Source organism: Streptosporangium minutum, assembly GCF_002149035.1.
Taxonomy (GTDB): Bacteria; Actinomycetota; Actinomycetes; order Streptosporangiales; family Streptosporangiaceae; genus Streptosporangium; species Streptosporangium minutum.
The window spans coordinates 45,059-67,326 of sequence record NZ_NGFP01000014.1; the positions used below are offsets into that span (position 1 = coordinate 45,059).

The window sequence follows — 22,268 nt, forward strand, 5'->3', positions numbered from 1 at the left end:
ATAACCACCATAGGCGGCTTTTGGCGCGCAAGTATATTTCTGAGTGCTCGCTGAACAAGGTACTCAACTGCTTCTCTATGACTAGTCTCAACAGATAAGAACTCAGGCAAATTTCCCATATCGGCCCAGAACACAACTAGATCGTCCAGCACACTCCAAGCAAACTCATCATACTCCTGGAGTCTTCGCCTAAAAGAGGACCTCTCAAGAGCTCGCCCTAAATGGTCACCCCATCGGCCTAGAATTCCGTTGCGTCCGATGGTCATTCCTATGTAAGCGGCTTTTACTTTCTTTGAGTAGCCGCAGTAAATGTAAGCACGGGCCCGACATAAACCAGGGTCGCCAACGGCAGCGGCACCCCAATCCCCTGCATCCTCAATTTCCATAGTGGTGGCTTAAACTAGCCGCTCCTCCAACGCGTCCGCTGTCGCCTTATAGATGGCAGCCGAGGTCATTTCGCGGTAGCGAGTAAAGACCTCCTCCAAAATTTCGTCTGTAACATCTTGGATGTTCCTGACGGAGCGACTCTCTCCCACAGCCAGACTGAGGAAGAGTGCATGAAGAAGAAGAGTAACGTCCGCGTCGTTTCCGAATTTCTCCTCAAACATTCGCATAAATCGATGGGATCGATTTATGCGAACCACGGTTCCAAGAGTGGCGTCATGAGCACGTTGCCAGAGTGCATTGTCGTCGAGATGATCGACGAGTGTGACCCTTCTCCCATCTCTTCGCGCCTGCTCCCGCTCTTCTTCCTGCAAGGGATGCCGTGTTGCCTCTTTTTTCTCGCGTACTTTACGTTCAGTTTCTGCCTGAGCGTCATCAGGATCAGAGGGTAGAAGATCCGGAAAATCAACCTCGCTGAGGGCCTCAGCGGCCTTGCTTACCGGATCGGTGTGTATCTTTGCTCGAAGCAGTTTTGCAGCGTTTCGCCAGGCGGCTCTGCTCATACGTCGAGCTTCGTACACAGATTCGGATAGGACACTCTCCGCCTCTTCGCTCAGCAGTATCTCTGATTTTTTAACATCGATATTGAAGGCGTCGTCCGCCGTATCGCTGATAAGAATTCGACCGCGGAATGCGAAATAGTCTTGATCAGTTGGAATGATGCCGCCGAATCGCTCACCCCATCGAATCAATCGCTTATTCCGATACACGAAGAAACCGTAGTGTTCCCCGCCAATCATATACTTCTTGCGCATCTCTGCCGGATTTTCGAATGCTGGGGGGTGGACCAGCTGGGTCGCCTCAAATTGTGCTTCAACACCATTCTCAGCATCTAGAACGATAGATGTGGGACGCTCCAGCCAACGAACATCCCGACCATCCCATTTTGTCTCGTCCATGTTGCCGCTAATCTCAGCCTCACTCACGAAGAGTGGATCAAACGACGACATGCCCTCACCATCCAGTTGAATGCATAGATCGCGTTCTATCAGGTAGTAGTAATACGCGACTCCAATACGTATACTTAAATCACTTCTGGTCTTCTTGATGCTTGGATGATTCTGCTTGTGCATTTTCTCGACGATAATAACTGTGCCATGCTCAGTATCCGAGAGATGCCTGCTAATCAGCTCCAGATCGTTCTCGTCGACCTGAAGCCATTGGCATTCAAAGCTCCTCTTTGCTTCCACATGTTCAAGATCGAGAGCAGCCTTGATCCATTCACTTCCCCAAGTTTTAGTGATTACCTCAAGTCGATCTCCTTGTGACAACCCGGCGCTCTTTAGGCCTAAACCGAACTTCCCAAGGCTCCCTGCCTCGTACTCTCGCACCACGCCAAGACCTAGAGCGTCTATTAATTGACCGGAAGACATTCCTCGCCCGTTGTCAGCGATGATGTATCTGGCGGCACTATTGCGTCGGCTTTCCGCGACATCGGGCTCGCGTTGCAGTTCGATGGAGATCAGACCAGCATCAGCTGCTACCGCATTATCTATGATGTCGCATATCGCGCTGGCTGGCGTATATCCGATACGCGCTATAGCGCGAAGGACCCGTCCTGGATTTATTTCCAGGGCAGCGAATTCTTCGTTAATAATACCTGAGGCATCTGATGTCGTCATTCCCGCCTTCTTCCCCTCCGGCTAAGAGCTGTGCCGCCCGCCACGGCAATACGTTAGCTAACTACCTGCGACAAGACCATACGTTCTTTCTTCTACAAGCCAGGACTTTTGATAACTTTCAGGGCGTTTCTCACCATTTGAGTGGAACTGACCAGCTCCTCCCTCATTGGTAGGCTCTACCGCGGCTCATGTAAGTTTAGTAATCCATGGCCTGTTTAGAGTGCCCCGGACTACGCCCCACAATGAATCCTTAACAGTTCTCGGCGATAGACCACATGCTCGTTGTTGATCACATGTCGGGGCGCCAGCAGGAGATTGCTTCTGACTTGGTCAGCAACTTCATCGAATACCAGCAGATCGTCTGCTTGCCTTCTCATGAACTATGGGCCGAGTCCGCTTGGCAGCGAGTAAACGCGGGGGCCGGTCCTGATGGGCGCGGGGACATGCGCGGGATGATCTTTCAAATGGTGCGAATCCCGCGATGTATCTGCGCAGGTCAGAGTGCGTCGACGAGCCGTACAGGCACCACTCTCCTAAAGCGGGTGTCGCATGTTCGAATCATGCCGGGGGCACTCTCTTGACCAGCGATCATGCCTTTGGCCCGAGCATGTCGTTCCGATCGCCATCCGGCTCTGTGTAGCCGTGTGCCAGCGTAGGCAGTCGTATGTCAGCGGCTGTGGGATATGCGTGGGACGGTTCTTCAGGCGTTTTCGCAGGCCGTACCTCATCGGAGTGAGCCAGGGCTGGGCGATCCCACAGGGCCCGATCGCGGCCGGGGTGCGGCCAGGTAGAGCGAAGCCGGCCTCGCCTAGGATCGGGCGTCGTGCAACGACTGGCGCTCTTCGACCTGGACAACACGCTTATAGACCTCGACGGCGCGTTTCGGATCTGGGCCGAGGAGTTCGCCGAGACGCGCGCCCTGGGGCGCGAGGCCGCTGGCTGGTTGATCGCTCTCAATCGTGAGGATCTCCCCCATCGTGAGGCGTTCTTCGCCAGGGTGCGCGAGCGCTTCGCCCTTCCTGATCCGGTCGAGGAACTGTGGACCGGCTACCGCAGGCGCATGCCGTACCTCGTCCACTGCCGCCTGGAAGTGCTAACAGGACTATCCGATCTACGTGCTGCGGGATGGCTCGTGGGGATCGTCACCAACGGGACGGCGGACAACCAGCTCGGCAAGATCCAGCGAACAGGTCTGGTCGACGCCGTAGACGCCTACGCGCTCTCGGGCATCGAAGGTATCCGTAAGCCCGACACGGGCCTGTTCGAGATCGCCGCCAGGCGATGCGGCGTAAATCTCGCCGACGGGGGCTGGATGGTCGGAGACCACCCTGTCGCGGACATCGGCGGAGGACACGCAGCCGGTCTGCGCACGGTCTGGATCGACCGCAGAGCCTGGCCCGGCCATGAGCACTCCCCGGATTACGTGGTCACCGACGTGATCCAGGCCATAGACATTTTGCGCGACGCCAACGAATGACTTCCTGGACAGGCCCCGAACGCTCTGTGGGATGTAGACAGTTTGGTCCTGATGCGTTCGGTCCCGGCTCATACATGATCTTGACCTACTTGGACAGCTTCGAATGCGTCCTCAGACGCGCCAGGGCATGTGCTGGAGAGTCCAGGTGTTGCCGTCCGGGTCGGCGAAGCGAGCGTAGTAGACACCGCCCAGGTCCTCGACCGGACCCACGTCCGCACCGCGCTCGAGGAGTGCCTCACGGGCCTCCTCGATGTCACTCACTACCAGGTGCAGGCCGCGCAACGTGCCGACCGGCATGTCGAGGGACGGGATGCCCTCGGTCAGGGTGATCGAGCAGGCCGAGCCCGGCGGGGTGAGCTGAACGATTCGAACCCCGTCCGAGGGCCGCACGTCGACGTCCACGTGGAAGCCGAGGCGGTCGGCGTAGAAAGCCTTGGCCCGGTCGATGTCCGTGACGGGCACCGGGACGAGTTCGAGGAGAAGCACGCCGGGACGGACGGGCGGTCCAGTGAGGTTGGCCGGGATATCGGCGATGTCGGCCGGGATTTCGGTCTGCGTGGGCTGGGTGTCGGTCATCGCAGCTCGCCTTTCAAGGTCATCTTGTTGAGCGTCTCGGTGAGACGGTCGTACGCCTCGCCCGCGCCGCGTTTCATAGGGGTACGGAGCACGCTGTCGCGGACCTCCCGCGAGGGGTAGCGCACCGTGGTGGTCATCGCGGTCCGGCCGTCCCGCTCGTCGAAGACGGTAGTGACGAGGGCCTCACCTGCGTCCCAGCCGTCATGGGCCTCGCTCTGGACCAGCCGGCCGGGCGCGTCGACCTCGTGGAACACCCCGCCGTGGCCCAACTCGGCACCGCCCGGCCCGCGCGACACGAAGCGCCAGACACCGCCCGGACGCAGGTCGATCTCACAGACGACGAGGTGCCAGCCGCGCGCGCCGTGCCACCGCCGGAGCAACTCGGGCCGGGTGAACGCGTCGAAGACGAGCCGGCGGGGTGCGGCGAACGTCCTGGTGAGTACGAGGTCGGTGTCGGACACTGCCCGTACCGTCAGGCCTTCGGTCTGCTCCTGCCGCGACATCATGGGCTTTCCTGTCCGACGGCGTTCGGTCCACCGGAATCGAGTTCGCCGAGCAGGTCGTCCAGCCTCTGATAGCTCTCCTCCCAGTAGGAGCGGTAGTTCGCCAGCCAATCCATGGCGTCCTTGAGCGGACCGGCCTCCAGACGGCGGGGCCTGCGCTGCGCGTCGCGTCCACGAGAGATCAGTCCGGCCCGCTCCAGCACCCGCAGGTGCTTGGAGATGCCCGGTTGGCTCATCGCAAACGGCGCGGCCAATTCGGTCACCGTGGCCTCGCCCTCCATCAGCCGGGCCAGGATCGCTCGCCTGGTCGGGTCGGCCAGCGCGGCGAACGTTGCGTCGAGAACGTCGGCAGCCATATTGATTACCCTTCGGTTTTATAACTAGATGGTTTTGTACCGTGCTGGGTTCGGCCCCGCCAAGGACTTCGGTTCAGTGCCCACACCGGTACGGTCCTGCCCAATGACCCGCCGGATCGACTTCTACGACGCCCCCGCCGCTCCCGCACCCCAACAGCCTGGTCCCATCGGTGAACGTCGTGGTCGCCAACGACGCCGGGGTCATTCTGATGATCCGCCGCAGCGACAACGACAACTGGGCCGTCCCCGGCGGCGCGATCGATCTCGGCGAGCCCCTACCGCAGGCGGCCATTCGAGAGACTCTGGAAGAGACCGGGATCACCTGCGAGATCACCGGCCTGGTCGGCACCCGCGCCGACCCCAGGCACGTGATCCTCTACACCTCCAACGGCGAGGGCCGCCAGGAGTTCTCCATCGTGCTCACCGGTCGCGCCGTCGAGGGCGAGCCAACACCAGGTGACGAATCCCGCGTAGTCCGCTGGGCGCCACGCGAGGAGGTCGAGACGCCGGCGGTGGACCGGTCAATGCGGCTGCGGATCGGCCGCTTCCTGGCCGGCAGGGCTGTGCCGCACATCGGCTGGTACTGCCGCCGGATCTTTGTGGTCATCGACGCCCCAGGATGTTGACCACGCGGCCATTCGGGTCGCGGACGAAGAACCGGCGGGCTTCCCACTGCTCGTCCTGCAAGTTGTAGCCGTCACTGCCGCCGGTCTTCTTCTTTGTGCTTTTCGGGAACCCGGGTGGCGCTGTGGACAGTCCCTGTGTGTGGACATGTCAATACGTGCCCGGATACGTGACGGGGATACAGAGGCGTTCGAGCAGCTCTTTGATGAGTTCGCCCGATCGGTGTACGGCCATGCCTTCCGGCTGACGGGCAACTGGTCGACCGCTGAGGACGTGACGTCCCTGACCTTCCTGGAGGCCTGGCGGCTGCGGCACCGCATCGACGCCAACGACGGCTCCCTGCGGCCGTGGTTGCTGGGCATCGCCACCAACGTCGCGCGCAATACCCGGCGGGCCGCCCGCCGATACGACGACGCCCTGACCCGGATGCCCAGAAGCGAGAAGGTCCCGGACCTCGCCGACGAGGTGGTGGGGCGCATCGACGACGCCGAACGGCTGGCTGCGATCCGGCGGGTCTACGGCAGGCTGCGCCGCCAGGAGCAGGAGGTGTTCGCGTTGGTCGTCGGGGCGGGCCTCGGCTACGCCGAGGCGGCCGAGGCGCTCGGCATCTCGGTGGGCACGGTCCGGTCCCGGCTGTCCCGGGCGCGAAGGAAACTGGAGAAGTTCGCGGCTGAAAGGGAACCGCCTCGGCCGTCACGACAGGTAAGAGGTGACCGCGCTACCGCGGTCCGGTTCACAAGGGAGGAGTACCGATGAACGCAGGCGAGCGAGAAGAGCTGGCCCGGTTGCTGCCGTTTCAGGTGGAGCCCGAACTCCCGCGGGACCGGCACCGACACCTCAAGGAGTTCGTGATGACCGAGATTCACCGGGACGCTCGACCCGCCAGGTCGAAGTGGCGGCTGCTACGCCCTGCTGTCTTGGCCCCGGTGCTGGCCGCCGCCGCTGCCGTGGCGATCGCCGCCCCGCTGGCCCTCGGCGGCGGTGAGGCCTATGCCATCTCCAAGAAGGACGACGGCACCATCCACATCACCATCAACAAGGCCAAGAACCCCGAGGAGCTGCAGGCGGACCTGCAGGGCATGGGGCTCAACGCGGTAGTGGACTACATCCCCACGGGCAAGAGGTGCAGCCCGCAGCCCCGCAGCCAGAGCTTCCTGTCCAAGGAGGAGGCTCCCCTCGTCGTCTGGCCGAGCCAGGAGGAAGGCTTCACGATCGACCCCAAGGTCGTCAAGGACGGCCAGACCGCGGTGCTGGAGTTCAGCGTCTCCGAGAAGCCGGACCTGCAGGTCGCCGGCATCTGGGCGGGCGTCTCCACCGGCCCCGTGGCCGACTGCGAACTGGTCGACAGCACCGAGGCCCCGCTCGGCCCGCCCAGGAACAACTGACCGACCCCCTCCTCAAGGTGCGGCAGGCCGCCAGGTCATCCCACGGGGGCGCCTGCCGCACCTTGAGGAAGCCCTCAACGAAGAAGGCCCCGGTCTGTGCCGGGGCCGAGACGAGCATCTGTGCCGATCATCCGTCGAGAGCGCTGCTGATCTTCCCGTTCATCCGTTCCTGCTTCCCTTCATGCACTTGGCGTACACCCGGTGGAGGGCCTCCACGCTCTGCCCGGCTCGCTTGGCCGCCTCGGTGGCCGGTACGCCCGCGTTGAGCCAGGTCGCATCGTGTCCCTCCTTTCAGCAGGTCAGGCGTTGAGCAGCTCGTCCAGGTCGAAGGTGTTCATCTCGGTCGCGTGGACGCTCGCCGTAATCTCCGCCCAGGACGGGGCGAGGTGGAATCCCCGCTCGCCGAGCGTGATTAGCGCGTTCACCCTCGGACGTGGCAGCCGGTGACCCGCCGGGCCAGGCTCGCCGCCCTGCTCGGAGGGACGTCGGCCAGACGCATCCGCCGGTCCTCCTGGCGCATCCCGACCAGGACGAGCATGTAGCCGACGGCTACGGCGACGCTGAGCACGAGGGCGATGATCAGGGGGATCGCGGTCACGTCCAGATCACCTCCGCCTCGGCGATGCCGTACGGGCGGTTGGCCGGACGTCGGGTCTGCCCACTTCTCGTGGTCGTTCTGCGCTTGGCCGTCTGACGCCACACCCAGCGGTCCCGCGTCCGGCACTCGCGGCAGAGGAACCACCCCCGCTCCAGGGGCGCGCCGCACTCGCACTCGGGCGTCTCGTCGATCGATCCGAAGTAGTTGATCATTGTCGTCTCTCCTCTCGTCGCGGTCGGGGGTGCCTTGCGGTACCGAGAATGCGTTGGCGAGGCGGGACGAGATCACTACAGGACGGGACATGTTCAGGACGTCCGGTCTACGATTGCCACGTCCCTGAACGTCCCCTCTGGGCAGGTGGAATGGCGAACGAGCGACTGCGCGCGGCCCTTCTCGAACGCGGGGCATCGGTGGCCGGACTGGCCGGGGCGATTGCGGTCGACCCGAAAACGGTGGAGCGGTGGATCACCAAGGACCGCACGCCGTACCGAAAGCACCGTTACGCAGTGGCTTCGTTCCTGGAAATGGACGAGAGCTACCTGTGGCCCGAGGCGCTGACGCCTCAGCAGGTGGCCGCCGCGTCCGAGAGCGAGATCGTCACCGTCTACCCGCATCGCTGGGCCGTCCCCAGGGACACCTGGGGACGTCTGTTCACACAAGCCGAACGAGAGATCGGTGTGCTGGTCTACAGCGGCATCTTCATCGCCCAGGACACCGGCATCATGCGGACGTTCACGGAGAAGGCCAAGGCAGGTATACCGGTGCGCATCCTGCTCGGTGACCCGGACGCGCTTGAGGTCGCCCAGGGTGGGGCTGACGGAGGCGTCGGTGAGGGCATGGCCGCGCAGGCCCGGATGGCTCTGACGCTCTACCGGCCGCTACAGCAGGTCGAGGGCATCGAGATCCGGCTACACCACACGGTCCTGTACAACTCCATCTACCGCGGAGACGATCAGCTTCTCGTCAACACCCATATCTACGGCAAGTTCGCCACCGATGCTCCGGTCATGCACCTGCGTAAGGTGCTGGGTGGGGACATGGTCTCGACCTACATGGAGAGTTTCGAAAACGTCTGGGCCGGCGCCACTCCCGTACAGTCCTGAATGGACCACTCGATGTGACTGCGGATCGGGCGTTTCCTGGCCGAGGCCGCCGGGCCGTACATCGGCTGGCCAGTGCCGCATCAAGCAACGTTTGCCCTGTTGACGACGGCGTGTAGAGGTCGGTCGTCGGCGTGGCGGTTTCGCCAGATGATGTGGCGGCGGACATGCTGCCTGTTCTTTGTGGTCGGCGTGGTCAGCGTGGTCGGTGCCGTCGAGGGTGAAGGAGCGCAGGGCAGTGAACTGGGCTTCGATCCGGTTGAGCCAGGAGGAGTTCGTCGAAGTGTAGGCGATCTCGACGTTGTTCGCTGCGGCCCAGATGCCGACGCGCCGGCATTTCTCCGTGGTCAGGTGCGGGGAGAAGTTGTCGCAGACGGTCGCGATCCGCACTGTTGGCGGGTGGAGAGTGCGGAGGTAGCGGCAGAACTCCAGGAACCGGGTGCGCCGCTTGACCGGCTTGATGTGTCCGTAGAGCTTGTCCTTGGCCAGGTCGAGGGCTGCGAACAGATGCCGCACTCCGCCGTAGCGGTTGTAGGTCGCCCGCCGGCGTCGACGCGGTTCGCGGGCAGGGTCCTTCTGCTTGTGCCGCGCTCGGCCCACTGCCGGCCCGGGTGGGACATCAGATCGAGCGGGCCGAACTCATCCATGCAGAAGACGACGTCGGGCTCACCCTCCTCGGGTGTGACCTCACCATCGGCGATCGCGTAGAGGTGTTCCACGCGGGCCTTCTTGGCTGCGTAGTCCGGATCGCAGGAGGTCTTCCAGGTCTTCAGGCGTTGAAACGAGACGCCTTCCTCGTGGAGCAGGATGCGCGGGCCCTCGTGGCCGATGTCGTCGACTACTCCCTCAGCGACCAGGAGCTCCGCCAGCTTGGTCAGGCTCCAGGTCGAGAACGGCAGGTCATGCTCGGTCGGCTTCGGCTTGGCGATCTTCTTGATCTCGCGCCGCCGCCAAATCACCACCGACCCGGTGCCCCTGCGGATGATCCGCAGAGCCGTTCTCCCTCAGCATCATCAATCTCACGCAAACGCACCGGTGCGGCCATGCCCGCATACTCGCTGGTTTCCCGGACGGCGTTCTAGCAGTATGCCCACAAGATACTGAACAGAGCACTCTTATCTGCCTGAAGCGTCACCGAAGGAACACATGGACACCGGCTTCGACAACACCGCCTGGCGCTACGGACCGCTGGCAACCCTGTTCTACGAACTCGACAAGCCGATCGGCACCTCGTTCGGAGACGTCGAGTTCTACGCCGACCGCCTGCGGAACGTGTCCGGCCCCATCTTGGAACCCGCCGTAGGCACCGGCCGAATCCTGATCCCCCTGCTCGAACAGGGACTGACCGTACGCGGCTACGACACCTCGGTCTCCATGCTGGAACAGTGCCGCGTCAACTGTGCCCAGCGAGGTGTGAAGGCCGATGTCTTCGAGGGTGACATGACCACGCACCACGACCCCGGCGCCTTCGAAGCGATCGTGATCCCCACCGGGTCCTTCGCCCTGCTTCCCGACCGGGAAAGCGCGCAGACCGCACTCACCGTCATGCACGAAAACCTGGCTCCAGCAGGCCGGCTGATCGTCGACATCGAACCGCCGTCCGCAGGCACAGCCCCCGACAACGGACCGGTCCCCCACCAGTGGAGTGGCAGCGGTCTCGTCACCCTCACCACCTGGCGCACGCACGTGGACCCGGTGGCCCAGCGCACCACCCGCTGGCTCCGTTACGAAGCCTGGAAGGACGGCACCCTGACACGCACCGAGCTCCAGATTTTCTCCCTGCTGTGGTTCGGGCTGGCCGAGTTCACAGCCATGCTGCACCAGGCGGGCTTCGCAAATGTCAGCGTCCACGGCGGCTACCGAGCAGGTACCGCACCAACAGCCGCAGACGACGTGTGGACCTTCGAGGCCACTCGTACATAGCGCGCCGCCCTCACCGGCAAGCCGCCCGGACGAACGTTGCTTGATGCGGCCCTGGCTAGGCCGGTGTCAGCTCTGCCATCTGCGACCAGCCGTCACCGGGCACCTCGACGTTGATGATCTCCGGCGTCTCCGCGATCACCTCGGGCATCCATGCCATGGCGGTCTTGAAGTGCTCGGAGCCCACGTGGGCCTCGCCCGCCGCGGATGAGGCGAACGCCTCAAGCAGGACGAACTGGTTGGGCGTCTCGACACTCCTGGACCATTCGAAGAAGACGTTACCCGGCTCCTGCCGAGTGGCCTGAGTGAAGTCGTCAACGAGCGAGAGCCACTCCTCGCTGCGTTCGGGACGGACGGTGAACTTGACGGTGATGAAGATCATGAGTTGGTTTCTTTCGCTGTGCTGAAGGTGCGTGTTCTCCGCGTGCGGGTGCCGCGGGACAGGCACGCGGCGTCATGACCACGATAAGCGAGAGTCCAGCTGGCTGGCCGTCAGGGCGTCCTGGGCCCGACCTGCCGTCAGCGGCCGTCCCGGCTATCTGGCAGAGCACTGTCAGCCAGCGCGGCCCGCACAGCTGGGTGATGGACGGAGTCGCGTTGGCGATCGAACGGCTGACCAGATGTTCGGGACCGTAGCGGGAGTGGATCTCCGCCAGCCGTGCGTCGACGTCCAGAGGGAGCCCGTCCGGGCTGGTGGTCATGTCGCAGTAGGTCAGCGCCTCCACCAGTTCGGGCCGTTCCTGGTCGAACTCGGCGTTGAGCACCTCCAGCAGGCCGCGCTCGGTCGCCTCATAGACCGCACACGAATGATGCGCGACCAGCCGGACCAGCCGGTCGTCGGCCTGGTGGACGTCGCGCAGGTAGCGGGCGCCGTCGAGCGGGTGGAAGCCGGTGTCGACCAGCTCGGGCGCATACCCGATGTCGTGCAGCCAGGCCGAGGCGGTCAGCAGGTCGGATTCCTCCCCGAGGATCGGCGCCAGCGATTCGGCGCGTGCGGCTACCCCTTGCGTGTGCGGCCACCCCTTGTGTGTGCGCCCACCGGCGCGGCAGCGGCTCGGCAAGGAGGTGGTGGGCCAGGTCGCACGCCCACTCAGCTTGTCCCATGCGGTTCACCATAGATGCCGGCCCCCGAAGTGAATCCAGAGTTGCGAACGAGACGGCCCAAGACGTCTGAGGTGCCCAGCGGATTCCGGATAGTCGGCTACATAAGCTGACAGAAGTCTGGAAGAGGTGGGTGTGTGACGAGGCGTCGACAGCAGGCAGTTCTCGGCCGAGTTCAAGGAAGAAGCCATCCGGATGGCGCTGGAGGGCGAGCGGACGGTCGCGTCGGTGGCACGGGAGTTCGGAATCAACCCCACCATCCTGGAACCACCGGCGCCTGCACTCGGCACTCGGCTACCTGCCGCCCCTCGAAGTACTCAACGAATCCCTTTCAACCCGAGCAGCCGCATAGGCTACGACCATAAACACTTCGCTCGGAAACGCTGATCGCCCGACCGGTGACCAGCGCGCCGACCTTAGGCCCTGGCCGCCATCCGCCCCCGCCTGACGTCCCTGACCCTCCTGGTCCATCGCAATCAACCATCTCACGGCTCTGGCGAGCCTTCGGGTTGTTCGGGCCTCAGCCGCGCGTGGTCTCGTCGCTCGGCTCGTCCAGCGGGGTCAGCGCGGCCGAGGCCTCGTCGTGGTCCATCCCGGTCGCCTCGAGCAGATCGACGGCGATGGAGCGCAGCTGCGCGATGGTGACGTTCGCGGAGAAGCCCAGGTTTTTGGGCCGCTCCCGCGCGGCGACGGCGAGCAACGCCTGTCTGGCCAGCATCGGTTCGCGCCCAGCCCCCAGTTCGAGCTGGAGCAGCAGCGCCGCCTCCGAGACCTCGCGCAGCGACTCGGCCAGCGCGGCCGGTGGCGGGCTGGCCTCACCCAGCGCCGCGAGCGTGCGGCGGACCAGCACCCGCGCGTTGCGCAGCGCCAGGTCCACCGGTACGGCGGCGGTCTCGTACCTGGTCAGTCTGGCCCGGTGATGCCAGCGCAGCGGCGAGATCATGATGATCTCCTTGCTGTTCTCCAGCGCCGCCTCGAATTCCTCGACCGCTGTCTGGGTCCTGCGGCCGCACTCCAGGGCCTCGGCTGCCAGGTCCATATCGCCCTTCTCGATCGCCTCCGCCGCCTGCTCCAGCACCGTGGAGAGGGCGTCGAGCACGCCGGACAGATGCTTGCCCGCGATGGTGAGCGGGCTGGCGGGCAGCAGTGCGACCGCGACGATGCCGATGACGCCGCCGGTGAGCGCGTCGGCCATCCGGTCCAGGCCGCCGACGTCCTCGCCCGGCACCAGCATGGCGACCAGCACCGCGGACGACCCGACCTGCGACACGAACAGCTCACCGCTGTTCAGCAGCCCCGCGATGGTCATCGCCAGCGCGATCACGAGTGCCATCTGCCAGGGGCCCGAGCCGATCCAGGACACCAGCAGGTCGCCGATGCCCACGCCCAGGCTGACGCCGACCACCAGCTCGACCACCCTGCGCAGCCGCCGGCCGAACCCCACACCCACGCAGGTCATCACGGAGATGGGCGCGAAGAGGGGGTGGGCGTGGCCGAGCAGGTGAACGGCGACGATCCAGGCCAGCGCGGCGCCCACGGCGCACTGCGCGATGGATGGCGCGATGAGGCCGAACGTGCCCAGCCGCTTCCTAACTTGATCACTGAGCCACGTTCGCACCCCTCCACGATGGCGGATCTTTATGACATTGGGATCACATTTGCCCCGAATTCTTCTGATTCGGACCATTCGACGAAGGTCGGGGAGGTCACGGCCTCCTGTCCGTTGGCACCGGTGGCCTGGTGCTCAGCGTGTGCTCTCTCAGGGATCATGTGCAGCCGAGCGCTGTCAGGATGAGGTCGGCCGAGTCCGTGAACATGATCGGCCGTGGAGTGGGACTCTGCCCCTGAAGTGACACTCGGGTCCGCCTTCTGGCGGCACTGCGGGCTGCCGAGGACGCACCGGGTCAGCGCGGTGCACTTGGTCCCGATCGGCCTGGCTCATCGACGTCGGTTCCACCAGGAGGCGCAGGTAGCCTTGTGTGGCTGCGTGTCGAACCGGTGGGTGCCTCTGGCCCGGCCACCGTGGAACCATCCGGCTCACCGCTGCCGGAAGTCCACGGTGCGGGCCGGTGGGTGAGCTGTGCCAGTGCGGCTGTCACCTGTCGAGCCCGCCGCCGAAGAGCCGTGACCGAATCGCGGAACGTTCAAGGTGTCTCCCCAGCCGCACCACTCAACTGATGGGAGATCTGTGTTCAGGGCAACTGGCAGACGATCAGCGGTGCTCGCCGCCCTCATGGCCACCGGGCTCGCACTGACCACCGCCACAACGGCCGCTGCGGCCACAGCCCGCTCAGCGGGCGCAGGCCACCTCTCCATCATCGGTGGGAGGGCCGCGACGGAGCCCTACTCGTTCATGGTCTCCTTCCGGCTGCGAGGGCTGCCCGGCCACCACTGCGGCGGTTCCCTCATCGCCCCGGACTGGGTTGTCACCGCCGCCCACTGCAGGGGACTCATGAAGCCCGGCAGGACGCAGGTACGGGTCGGTTCTCTCGACCGCGGCGAGGGCGGAGCTCTCACCAGTGTGAAGCGTGTCATCACCCATCCCGGCCCCGACGGACGCGGCCGGAGCGGGGAGTTCGAGGACGACATCGCGCTGGTCCAGCTTGACCGGCGGGTAGACCTCGAACCCATCCGCATCGCCGACGCCCCCGGCCGGGTAGGCGAGCCGAGCCGCGTCATCGGCTGGGGCATGGCATGCGAGGACAGGAACAACCCGACCTGTAAGAACGGTCCCCGGCGGTTGCAGGAACTCGACACCGTACGCGTGCCCGACAACCGGTGCGCTTCCCTCAACCGCGGCGGCGAGCTGTGCACCGGCGAGCAGCACGGGCGTGCGGCCAGCGCCTGCAACGGCGACTCCGGAGGTCCGCAGATCCGCAGGGTGGGCGGCCGGTGGGAGCTGATCGGAGCCACCTCGCGCGATGGCGACGACGTGGAGGACCGCATGGACGGCGGTGCCGGCTGCTCCACCAATCCCAGGGGTGAGCCGGGAGTCGGCATCTGGACCGACGTGACCCATTACCGTTCCTGGATCACCGACACCGTCGGGGAACACGGGTCCGCGGAGCTTCACAGCGCCTCCTGATCACGCGCCGGACCGTGCGGGCGCCAATCAGCTTGATCTCCAACCTGTGCATTGTCGCCGGTCGGTCATGGTGAGGTCTCGTCAATCCTCGGACTGGACCTCGGAGCCCGGTGTGACGGCCACGGCCTCTCTGCCGGGTACGCGTCGCCCGGACGGCGGCCTTGCCGTTCGGTCCTCGCGACACAGGCCGGGCCGTACCGCCGGCACGCCGCGTACAGCGCCTCTCCCACGGGAAGCCGCGTACCGGCTGTGCCGGCCGGGTTCCGGCACTGGTACAGCGAGCTCTCCCCGCGCCGCCGTCACCCGGGAAAACGGCCTCAGAGGTCGCGGCTCGGGTACGTTGGGGCCGATGAACGATCAGCAGGCGGGAACCGTACGACCGGAGCACGGCCACCGGCCGGGCGGACAGACGATGTCCGCGCAGCCGGACGCATCGGGTGACAGGCCGCCGGGCCTGCGCACAGACCGGCTGTCGCGCACAGACCGGGTGCCGCGCACAGAACTGCTGTCGCGCACAGAACGGGTATCGCGCGCAGACCAACTGCCGCACATAGACCGAGTGCCGCGCGCAGGGCGGCTGCGTGGAAGGCCGATGGTCGCCTCGCTCGTCGGCCTGGCCGTTGCGCTCTCCGGCTGCGCCACCTCGCCGAGCGCCGCCGTACCGGCCGCCGCCGGCCAGACGGCGACCCGGCCGGCCGCGGAGCAGTCGGCGACGCCGTCGGCGGAGCAGTCCGCACCCCAGACACCCGCGGGCCAGGTGCCCGGCCTGCCCGCCCCGGACGTGGCGATCCCCACCGACCCGTCGCGGCTGGCCCGTTCCCTGACCACCACCACCGCACAGCTCCGACGTGCCGTCGACGACTGGGTGAGCGACGGCGACCCCGGCAAGGGGCAACCCCCCGAGCCGGTGGTGCTGCTGGCCCTGCACCAGCAGCGGATCTACCGCTACCTGGTCCGCAACCCGAAGGTCGCCGCCCGTACCTATGCCAGGCTGCCCAAGGCCCTGGCCGGGCCGGCGAAGGACAACGTGACGGCCGGCCGGAACCTGCGCTCCCTCGTCCGGCCCATCAGCGGGGCGGCGAAGTTCCGCGTCCAGCCGCCCGAGCCCGCGGACGTCCTGCTGAGCCACTTCCGGCGTGCCGAGCGCAAGTTCGGCGTCGAGTGGGAGGTGCTGGCGGCGGTGATGTTCGTCGAGACCAAGTTCGGCCGCGTGCGGTCACCGAGCCACACCGGGGCCAAGGGGCCCATGCAGTTCATGCCGGGAACGTGGGCCGCCTACGGCATGGGCGGCGACATCCAGGACACCCGCGACGCCCTGCTCGCCGCGGCCAACTACCTGCACGCCTCCGGGGCCCCGCGCGACTACCGGCGCGCGCTGTACGCCTACAACCACTCCCAGGCGTACGTCGACGCGGTGCTGCTGCACGCCCGCCAGATCAAGCAGGACATCAGGAACTACTACGCCTACTACAGCTGGCAGGTGTTCGTGGTGACCACCCGCGGCGACCGCCGCCTGACCGGCCCCTGAGTCTTTGAGCCCCTGCGTCCTTGAGCCCCTGAGCCCTTGACCTCGCGACCCGCCACCACTCCGTCTCCTCCTCCTTGACCGTCGCGTGCGGACGCACCGACGGCCTCTCCGGGCTGACGATCCGAGCGGAAGGCCGACGGCTGTAACGACACGCCCGTTCACCGAGCCGAGCATGTCCGCGTGACGAGGCTGGTCGGGCGTACAGGGGTCAGGGCCGTGCCGTAAGGCATCAGCCGGGAAGGCGCCGTCCGGGGCCACGCGGCCGGGACAGACGTCCTTGCAGGGCCGTCCCTCCGTATTTCGGCCCCGGGGTTGACGCGCCGGCGGGTAGAGCTCGCGGACGGAGCTTGCGGACGGAGCTTGCGGACGGAATTCACAGTGCCCGGCCGGAAGGCAGGTCAGAGCACGGACCGGGGCATTGGCCGGCCGGTCGGGGAGAGACGGCGTCGGGGAGAGACGGCGTCGGCGAGCGTGAGGGATCCCTCATCGCCATCTTGCAGGCGGATACGGCGCCAGCTATGAATAAGGCGTCTCATGTCATGTTTTCCGACTGTTCAAAAGCCTCGCGACGTGCGGTCGTTTCCCCGGCGGTGAAGACCAGGAGAGTGCGTGACCACGGACAGAGATGACCTCGCGGCGGCGGTGGAGCGGACCGTGAAGTCCTCCATACAGCCGCTGACCCTGAGCTGGACAGCGCACAACACCGGTGTCATGGACAAGCTGAAGTCGATGACGAAGTCCACCGAGGATCTCGGCAAACAGGTCACTCAGTTGCAGGAGGGCCAGGCGCTTCTGGCCAAGGAGCTCAAGGCTGTCGCCCAGTCGGTGAACGACCTGCGCGCGCAGGTGGAGCTCAACGCCGGCAGAGCCGAGGCATGGGCCGAGCTGCACCGGCTGACGGCCGAGATGAAGGAGGAGTTCGCCTCCCGGGACCACGCGCGCCGGCTCGCGAGGAGCCTGATCACCGAGCTCGTCGCCGCCGCGATCCGCGATCGCACGCTGGCTTCGGAGACGGTACGGCAGGCGGTGAGCGCGCAGATGCTCAGCAACGGGGAGTACTGGCTCGGTCCCGCCGTGGTCGCCGTCGCCGCGGAACTGCTGGAGGAGGAGGAGCTGCGCAACCAGGCGTGGAGCCTGGCGACGGCCGCGGACAAGAGCCGGAGCACGCTGTTCCTCGCCCTTGTGCATTCCCTGCGCGGAGACGAGGAGACGGCCGCCCGGAGCATGAGCCGCTACCTGGAATCGCTCGACCCCCGTGCGCTCGGCGGCGAGTTCTTCCACGTGCTGAACGCCCTGGCGGAGGAGGAACTCGGAGAGAAGGCCCTGACCTACGCCAAGGAGAGGCTGAGCAGATGGGCGGAGGAGATCGATTCATTGACGGACGCGACGAATCCCGCCTACAGCTCCCAGCGTGACGCATGCCGCCGGCAGCTTCTCGCGTATCACGCTCCGCTGCCCGACCAGGACTACCCCCGGCTCCGGCAGCTGGCCGACGGGCAGTGGCAGCGCATCGAAGACGGCTGGAGACAGGCCACGGCGTGCGGGACCGTGGCCACGCATTTCCGCAACCGCTTCGCCGCCGTCGAGAGCGGGCCCCGCTCCGAGTACGACCACATCCGGCATGCGATCGAGGCGCTCATCAATCACCCGGGCCCCGACGAACTGGAATATCTCAGATCCATACGCCAGGCGGAGCTCGTGGTCGAGAGCGGCGGCAACGGCAGGGCCGCGCAGGCGGTCCCCGAGCTGAACGACCCCCTCTCCGAGACGATCGACCTGCCGACCCTGCTGACCCGTGCCGCGTTCGCCCCCGAGAAGTGCGGGATCGGTGAGCGGGCCCAGCGTCTCGCGCTGGCCTACGCCGGTGGATGGATCATCGCCGCCGGGCAGTCCGTCGCAGCGCAGGCGACCGAGCACCGGCCGACGCGCGTGCAGGTCACGCCGGTGCGGTGGCCGGACTGGCGATGCGAGATCGACGCGGAGACGCCCGAGGGGAACCAGGCCGATCGGCTGGCCGACGACCTGTGCACGCACATCGAGAGAGCGGCGGAGCAGGTCCGGTACGACACCGTCCGGCTTGGTTTCGGAGGGGTCGGCCTGGCAGCCGCGCTGCTCGCCTTCCCCGTCGCCGACGGGGCGGTCGCGTGGATGTTCCTGCTTTTCGGCCTCCTCAGCGTCATATGGGCGTTGCCGGAACTCGGCCGCGTGCCGAGGGAGCGGAAACGGATCAGCGAACAGACGCGGAAGGAGAAGCGCCGGGCGCGGGACAGCCTGCGCGGAGCGGTCGAGGAGAGCGCCGTTCTCCTCGAAAGATGGAACACCGCCACCGCAACCGGGCTCCACGAACTCCAGGAATGCCTCGCGGATCTCCGATCGGACAAGTACCGCTGAGCGACCACGCCACGACGAGGGGAACCCATGGAAGCCGGCACGGTGCTGGGAGGCAGGTACGAACTCCTCCGCCAGGCGGGAGAGGGTGGACAGGGACTGCTGTGGCAGGCACGTGACCGGGAGACCGGCGACCACGTCGCGGCCAAGCTGCTCCTCATGGCCGATGTGAAGCGGTATCAGCGGGAGATCCGAGCGCTGCGCTTGCTGTCGCCCAGCGACCGGATCGCCGCCATCCACGACGCCGCCGACCATGACGGCCGCCCCTACCTCATCATGGGATGGATCGAGGGCGACTCGCTGCAGGAGGTGCTGCGCCGCGAGCCCTTACCCCGGCTGGAGCGGGTTCTGCACTGGACCGGGCAGATCTGCGAGGGACTCGCCCACGCTCACGCGGAGGGCGTCTTCCACCGCGACGTCAAACCGGCCAACATCATGGTCTCCCCTGCGGGAGACGTCACGCTCGTCGACTTCGGCATCGCCCGGTTCGTCGACTCGACGTTCACCGCGCTTCCCGAGGACCGCCGCCCCATCGGCTCGTACGCCTACCTGGCTCCCGAGAGATGGCACGAGCACCCGGGCGACCATCTGAGCGACCTGTACGCGCTCGGGTGCGTGCTCTACGAGATGCTCGCCGGACAGCCCCCGTTCGGATTCGCGTGGCGTTACACGGACTGGACGCGCCTTCGGGACAAGCACCTTCACACCTCTCCGGTCCCCCTGGCCCAGCACCGCTCCGGCATCCCCGAGGTGCTGGACCGGCTCACCGTCCGCCTGCTCGCCAAGTCTCCGGCCGAACGGTCCGGCGACGCGCAAGAGGTGATCAAGCAGATCTCCAGGCTCATCCACCCTCCCACGACCCAGGTCGGCGACGGCTCCGGGGGCGACGACACTCCTACGGCCGTGGGGCCCTACGTGGATCCGGGCTTCATCGAGCGGCTGCGTACCGCCGACGTGCGGATTCAGCGGCTGAACACCTTCCCCGGTCCGGACAGCCCCGCCACGTTGGAGGCCCAGGCGGAGCGGGCCGAGCTCATCGGGCTGTCGGGGGACGTGACGGGGGCCATCCGGGAGTACGACAGGATCGAGAAGCTCTACAGCCGCGTCCACGGCCCCCGGCACCCGCTGACCCTGGCCATCCTCAATGCGGGGATCCGCTGGACGTTCGCCAGGAAGTGAGCCGGCCGGCTCCGCCGGTCGCCCGTCCTTCGGACGGCTCAGTCGCGCGCGTACCTGGCCGCCATCGCATGGAACACCTCTTTCGGCTCCCAGCGCTTCTGGTCGAGCATCCTGACCACGCCGTAGGAGGCGACGTCCTTGTCCCCGATCTGGTGGAAGCCCGCGAAGGTGAACCACAGTGCGGTGTCCACCCCCTCCTCCTCGAACACGTCCATCAGCCGGGTGAGGTAGCGCACCTGCTCGCCCTCGTCCGGCACCGCCCCCTCCGGCACCTGCCAGGCCATGCCGCCCCGCTCCCCCGCTCCCCGGTAGGCGCAGGTGCCGAACTCGGTCACCGCGACCGGCTTGCCGTGTTTGAAATGCCCGCGCACCTCGTCCCGGAAGGTGTCGGCGTTGTAGGCGGCCCGGTAGGCGTCGACGCCGACGATGTCGAACGGGTCCCAGTCGATGAACTCCCACGGGCCCGCGGCATAGGTGACCCGGCCACCGAAGCGAGCCCTGACGGTGTCGGCGCTGTCGGCCAGAAAGCCGTTGAGCCGCTCCATGACGGGACCGAGCGACGTCCACCAGTCCAGGTCGGCCGTGGCCATCGCCTCCAGGCGGTCGCCGTACGTGGCGCCGGGGATGAAGCCGGCGCCGAACGTGCTGATCTCGCACCCGGCCACGAACACCACCTCGGCCCCGCTGCGCCGTACGGCCTCGGCCCGCTCGGCACAGTCGGCGAAGAGCGGGAGCATCGCCTCGGGCGGGAGATCCACGGGGAAGGGGGCGAACCAGATCTCAAGCCCCGCGGCGGCGGCGTGCTCGGCGGCGACGCTCAGCCGTGCGGGATCACCACCGGAGATCCGTACGGCGTCGCAGTGCAGCTCGCCGGCGATGACGCCCATGTCGTGCCGGACGGCGTCGGGATCGAACGTCTTGCGGGTGACGTCCCGGCCGGGCAGGAACCCGGTGTCGTAGTTGATCCCTCTGGCGCGCATACCACTGTTCTCCCTATCGGTTGATGCCATGTTCCAGCAGGTCGAAGGCGAGCTCGACGTCTTCGGCCAGGCGGCGGCCCGCCTCTTCGAGCGAGGCGCCGGCGACCAGGCGGCGGAAGAACGTCTCCTGGATCGTCAGCACGGAAGCGGTGATCTGAGCGGCCATCAGGGCGGCCGTCAGTCCGTCACGCTCTTCGGCCAGCACCCGTGCCAGCGCCTGGCGCTGCCCATAGAGCCGGTCGTTCGCACCGCTGCTGAGCGCGGGACTGTCGAAGATCACTCGTAACTGGGTGATCAGCGCATCCCTGTCCACGGCCACCGCGGGGTCGGCGGCGAACGCGCGGTAGTGTGCCCGCAGCGCCTCCAGCGGCGACTGCCCGGGGGGCCGGACGGCGACGATCCCGGCCAGATCCTCCTCGCCCACACCCCGCAGGACGAGCGACTCCTTGGTCGGGAAGTATTTGAACAGCGTCACCTTCGCCACCTCGGCGGCCTCGGCGATCTCGTTGATCGTCACCGTGTCGAAGCCTCGCTCGGCGAACAGCCGCAACGCCACCGCGGCGATCCGCCGCTGTGTCTGCTCCTTCTTCCGCTCCCGCAATCCCGCCATGCGAGCAGCATAAAAGCGAACCAGGTTCAAAAGCAAACCGAGTTCATATTTTGTGACGGATGAGGCCGGGCCTGGCGCCTCGGCTCCGGCGGCGGGAAACCAGCGAACGTCCCGGGCCGGCCGGCGTCGCCTACCCGCTCTCCGAAGGCGGCGGTCGCAAATCGGCGGAGCTGAGCACCGGGCAGCCGAGGGTCTCCGCGAGGACGTTCCGCTGATGATCCGTCAGCGGATTGAGGAAGACGACCGCGCCGGCGCCGGTCTCCTCACGAGCGCGGGCGATCTCGCGCGCCTTGCCCGCGCTGACCAGCGTGCGGGACGAGTAGGGACGGTCCATCGCCTTCACGCCACCGTCGGAGACGCCCCGGCGCTGCACCGAGCGTCCCACCACCCGGGCGCCGAGGGCCGTCACCGCGTCGGCGAGCCCGTCCATGAGCGCGGCGTACCGCTTCTGCCTGGCGGAGAAGTAACCGACGACGAGGACGTCCCTGCCGGCCAGCTCCACAGGCAGGGGGCGGCGCCGTCCCTTCAACGGCCGGGTGTTCCGCGCGGGACGGAGGCCCCGCCGCAGGCGTCGGTGCGACTTCACCGTCGACACGGTAGCGATCAGCCGGGCGGGCCGGGGACCGCAGCCCTCCCGGTGGCGGGAGTGGCGGATTTCCGTACGAGATGCGGAGGAATCTCGCAATGGTCCCGGACAAGATCACATAAATAGCTTCGTCACATGCTTGGAAACGTTCTTGCCGCGATCTGCTTCGCCCTGCTCCCTCCCGCCGCCGGCGTCCTGTCCCCGTC

Annotated in this window: 23 protein-coding genes and 2 pseudogenes; 11 read left to right on the plus strand and 14 right to left on the minus strand. The window is 66.3% G+C overall.

Annotated features, from left to right (window positions below):
• Nucleotides 1-395: 395 nt before the first annotated feature.
• Entirely contained in the window at nt 396-2,066 is a 1,671-nt protein-coding gene (locus CA984_RS05285) for an ATP-binding protein (protein WP_086568760.1), read from the minus strand.
• A gap of 823 nt (nt 2,067-2,889) precedes the next feature.
• Here CA984_RS05285 and CA984_RS05290 point away from each other — a divergent pair.
• A complete protein-coding gene (locus CA984_RS05290; protein WP_086568762.1) occupies nt 2,890-3,543 on the plus strand; it encodes an HAD family hydrolase in 654 nt (217 codons plus the stop codon).
• A 111-nt stretch (nt 3,544-3,654) separates the two neighbouring features.
• On the opposite strand, the gene CA984_RS05295 is transcribed toward CA984_RS05290, so the two are convergent.
• Genes CA984_RS05295 through CA984_RS05305 form a run of 3 tightly spaced genes read right to left on the minus strand, consistent with a single transcriptional unit; the run spans nt 3,655 to nt 4,978 of the window.
• Nucleotides 3,655-4,119: a VOC family protein gene (locus CA984_RS05295; protein ID WP_086568764.1), complete on the minus strand. Its 465-nt coding sequence runs from the start codon at nt 4,117-4,119 to the stop codon at nt 3,655-3,657.
• Nucleotides 4,116-4,625, minus strand: a complete 510-nt coding sequence (locus CA984_RS05300) for an SRPBCC family protein (protein ID WP_242675748.1) — start codon at nt 4,623-4,625, stop codon at nt 4,116-4,118. Before CA984_RS05300 ends, CA984_RS05295 begins: the two co-directional genes overlap by 4 nt.
• Nucleotides 4,622-4,978: an ArsR/SmtB family transcription factor gene (locus CA984_RS05305; RefSeq protein WP_086568766.1), complete on the minus strand. Its 357-nt coding sequence runs from the start codon at nt 4,976-4,978 to the stop codon at nt 4,622-4,624. The genes CA984_RS05300 and CA984_RS05305 overlap by 4 nt, the downstream gene beginning before the upstream one ends.
• A 103-nt stretch (nt 4,979-5,081) precedes the next feature.
• On the opposite strand from CA984_RS05305, the pseudogene CA984_RS05310 reads away from it, so the two are divergent.
• The 3 genes and pseudogenes from CA984_RS05310 to CA984_RS05325 all read left to right on the plus strand — a co-directional run bounded on the left by CA984_RS05310 (nt 5,082) and on the right by CA984_RS05325 (nt 6,987).
• Nucleotides 5,082-5,604 (plus strand): annotated as a pseudogene (locus tag CA984_RS05310) (NUDIX hydrolase).
• A 145-nt stretch (nt 5,605-5,749) separates the two neighbouring features.
• On the plus strand, nt 5,750-6,358 hold the full coding sequence (locus CA984_RS05320; RefSeq protein ID WP_086568813.1) for an RNA polymerase sigma factor: 609 nt from the start codon (nt 5,750-5,752) through the stop codon (nt 6,356-6,358).
• A complete protein-coding gene (locus tag CA984_RS05325; RefSeq protein ID WP_086568769.1) occupies nt 6,355-6,987 on the plus strand; it encodes a hypothetical protein in 633 nt (210 codons plus the stop codon). The genes CA984_RS05320 and CA984_RS05325 overlap by 4 nt, the downstream gene beginning before the upstream one ends.
• A gap of 299 nt (nt 6,988-7,286) precedes the next feature.
• Here the strand turns inward: CA984_RS05325 and CA984_RS48570 are convergent, their stop codons facing one another.
• The 3 genes from CA984_RS48570 to CA984_RS05330 are packed head-to-tail and all read right to left on the minus strand — an operon-like array spanning nt 7,287 to nt 7,797.
• On the minus strand, nt 7,287-7,412 hold the full coding sequence (locus CA984_RS48570) for a hypothetical protein (protein WP_278248985.1): 126 nt from the start codon (nt 7,410-7,412) through the stop codon (nt 7,287-7,289).
• Entirely contained in the window at nt 7,409-7,585 is a 177-nt protein-coding gene (locus tag CA984_RS45905) for a hypothetical protein (RefSeq protein WP_165781109.1), read from the minus strand. The genes CA984_RS48570 and CA984_RS45905 overlap by 4 nt, the downstream gene beginning before the upstream one ends.
• Complete coding sequence (locus CA984_RS05330; protein ID WP_086568771.1) at nt 7,582-7,797, minus strand: hypothetical protein; 216 nt, start codon at nt 7,795-7,797, stop codon at nt 7,582-7,584. Before CA984_RS05330 ends, CA984_RS45905 begins: the two co-directional genes overlap by 4 nt.
• A gap of 150 nt (nt 7,798-7,947) precedes the next feature.
• Here CA984_RS05330 and CA984_RS05335 point away from each other — a divergent pair, with 150 nt between their 5' ends.
• The gene (locus tag CA984_RS05335; RefSeq protein WP_086568774.1) at nt 7,948-8,688 is read left to right on the plus strand and encodes a helix-turn-helix domain-containing protein; all 741 of its coding nucleotides are present in this window, start codon (nt 7,948-7,950) and stop codon (nt 8,686-8,688) included.
• A 344-nt stretch (nt 8,689-9,032) separates the two neighbouring features.
• Here the strand turns inward: CA984_RS05335 and CA984_RS49000 are convergent, their stop codons facing one another.
• Nucleotides 9,033-9,647, minus strand: coding sequence for a hypothetical protein (locus CA984_RS49000; protein WP_341351699.1), 615 nt, complete (start codon nt 9,645-9,647; stop codon nt 9,033-9,035).
• Between the two features lie 184 nt (nt 9,648-9,831).
• Here CA984_RS49000 and CA984_RS05345 point away from each other — a divergent pair, with 184 nt between their 5' ends.
• The gene (locus CA984_RS05345) at nt 9,832-10,608 is read left to right on the plus strand and encodes a class I SAM-dependent methyltransferase (protein ID WP_086568775.1); all 777 of its coding nucleotides are present in this window, start codon (nt 9,832-9,834) and stop codon (nt 10,606-10,608) included.
• Nucleotides 10,609-10,663: 55 nt separating this feature from the next.
• Here the strand turns inward: CA984_RS05345 and CA984_RS05350 are convergent, their stop codons facing one another.
• Together CA984_RS05350 and CA984_RS05355 are read right to left on the minus strand one after the other, a co-directional pair.
• Nucleotides 10,664-10,987, minus strand: coding sequence for a putative quinol monooxygenase (locus tag CA984_RS05350; RefSeq protein WP_086568778.1), 324 nt, complete (start codon nt 10,985-10,987; stop codon nt 10,664-10,666).
• Nucleotides 10,920-11,666, minus strand: a complete 747-nt coding sequence (locus CA984_RS05355; RefSeq protein ID WP_207620742.1) for an HD domain-containing protein — start codon at nt 11,664-11,666, stop codon at nt 10,920-10,922. Before CA984_RS05355 ends, CA984_RS05350 begins: the two co-directional genes overlap by 68 nt.
• 208 nt (nt 11,667-11,874) lie before the next feature.
• Between CA984_RS05355 and CA984_RS49190 the strand changes: the two are divergent.
• Nucleotides 11,875-12,093: pseudogene (locus tag CA984_RS49190) on the plus strand (transposase); the annotation flags it as partial.
• A 133-nt stretch (nt 12,094-12,226) separates the two neighbouring features.
• On the opposite strand, the gene CA984_RS05365 reads toward CA984_RS49190, so the two are convergent.
• Nucleotides 12,227-13,324, minus strand: a complete 1,098-nt coding sequence (locus CA984_RS05365; protein WP_086568783.1) for an FUSC family protein — start codon at nt 13,322-13,324, stop codon at nt 12,227-12,229.
• Nucleotides 13,325-13,894: 570 nt separating this feature from the next.
• Between CA984_RS05365 and CA984_RS05370 the strand changes: the two genes are divergently transcribed.
• The 4 genes from CA984_RS05370 to CA984_RS05385 all read left to right on the plus strand — a co-directional run bounded on the left by CA984_RS05370 (nt 13,895) and on the right by CA984_RS05385 (nt 19,886).
• Nucleotides 13,895-14,791 (plus strand): S1 family peptidase, encoded by an 897-nt coding sequence (locus CA984_RS05370; protein ID WP_207620743.1) that lies wholly within the window; start codon nt 13,895-13,897, stop codon nt 14,789-14,791.
• Nucleotides 14,792-15,383: 592 nt separating this feature from the next.
• Nucleotides 15,384-16,319, plus strand: coding sequence for a lytic transglycosylase domain-containing protein (locus tag CA984_RS45910; RefSeq protein WP_108724532.1), 936 nt, complete (start codon nt 15,384-15,386; stop codon nt 16,317-16,319).
• 609 nt (nt 16,320-16,928) lie between these two features.
• The gene (locus CA984_RS05380) at nt 16,929-18,710 is read left to right on the plus strand and encodes a hypothetical protein (protein ID WP_086568789.1); all 1,782 of its coding nucleotides are present in this window, start codon (nt 16,929-16,931) and stop codon (nt 18,708-18,710) included.
• 27 nt (nt 18,711-18,737) lie between these two features.
• The gene (locus CA984_RS05385) at nt 18,738-19,886 is read left to right on the plus strand and encodes a serine/threonine-protein kinase (protein ID WP_086568791.1); all 1,149 of its coding nucleotides are present in this window, start codon (nt 18,738-18,740) and stop codon (nt 19,884-19,886) included.
• Nucleotides 19,887-19,924: 38 nt separating this feature from the next.
• On the opposite strand, the gene CA984_RS05390 is transcribed toward CA984_RS05385, so the two are convergent.
• From CA984_RS05390 to CA984_RS05400, 3 genes are all read right to left on the minus strand, one after another.
• Nucleotides 19,925-20,866, minus strand: a complete 942-nt coding sequence (locus CA984_RS05390) for a hypothetical protein (RefSeq protein ID WP_086568793.1) — start codon at nt 20,864-20,866, stop codon at nt 19,925-19,927.
• Between the two features lie 13 nt (nt 20,867-20,879).
• Nucleotides 20,880-21,476 carry a TetR family transcriptional regulator gene (locus tag CA984_RS05395; RefSeq protein WP_086568796.1) on the minus strand — a complete coding sequence of 199 codons (597 nt, stop codon included), beginning with the start codon at nt 21,474-21,476 and terminating at the stop codon, nt 20,880-20,882.
• 130 nt (nt 21,477-21,606) lie between these two features.
• Nucleotides 21,607-22,062: an HflX-like GTP-binding protein gene (locus tag CA984_RS05400; protein ID WP_242675750.1), complete on the minus strand. Its 456-nt coding sequence runs from the start codon at nt 22,060-22,062 to the stop codon at nt 21,607-21,609.
• Nucleotides 22,063-22,268 lie beyond the last annotated feature (206 nt).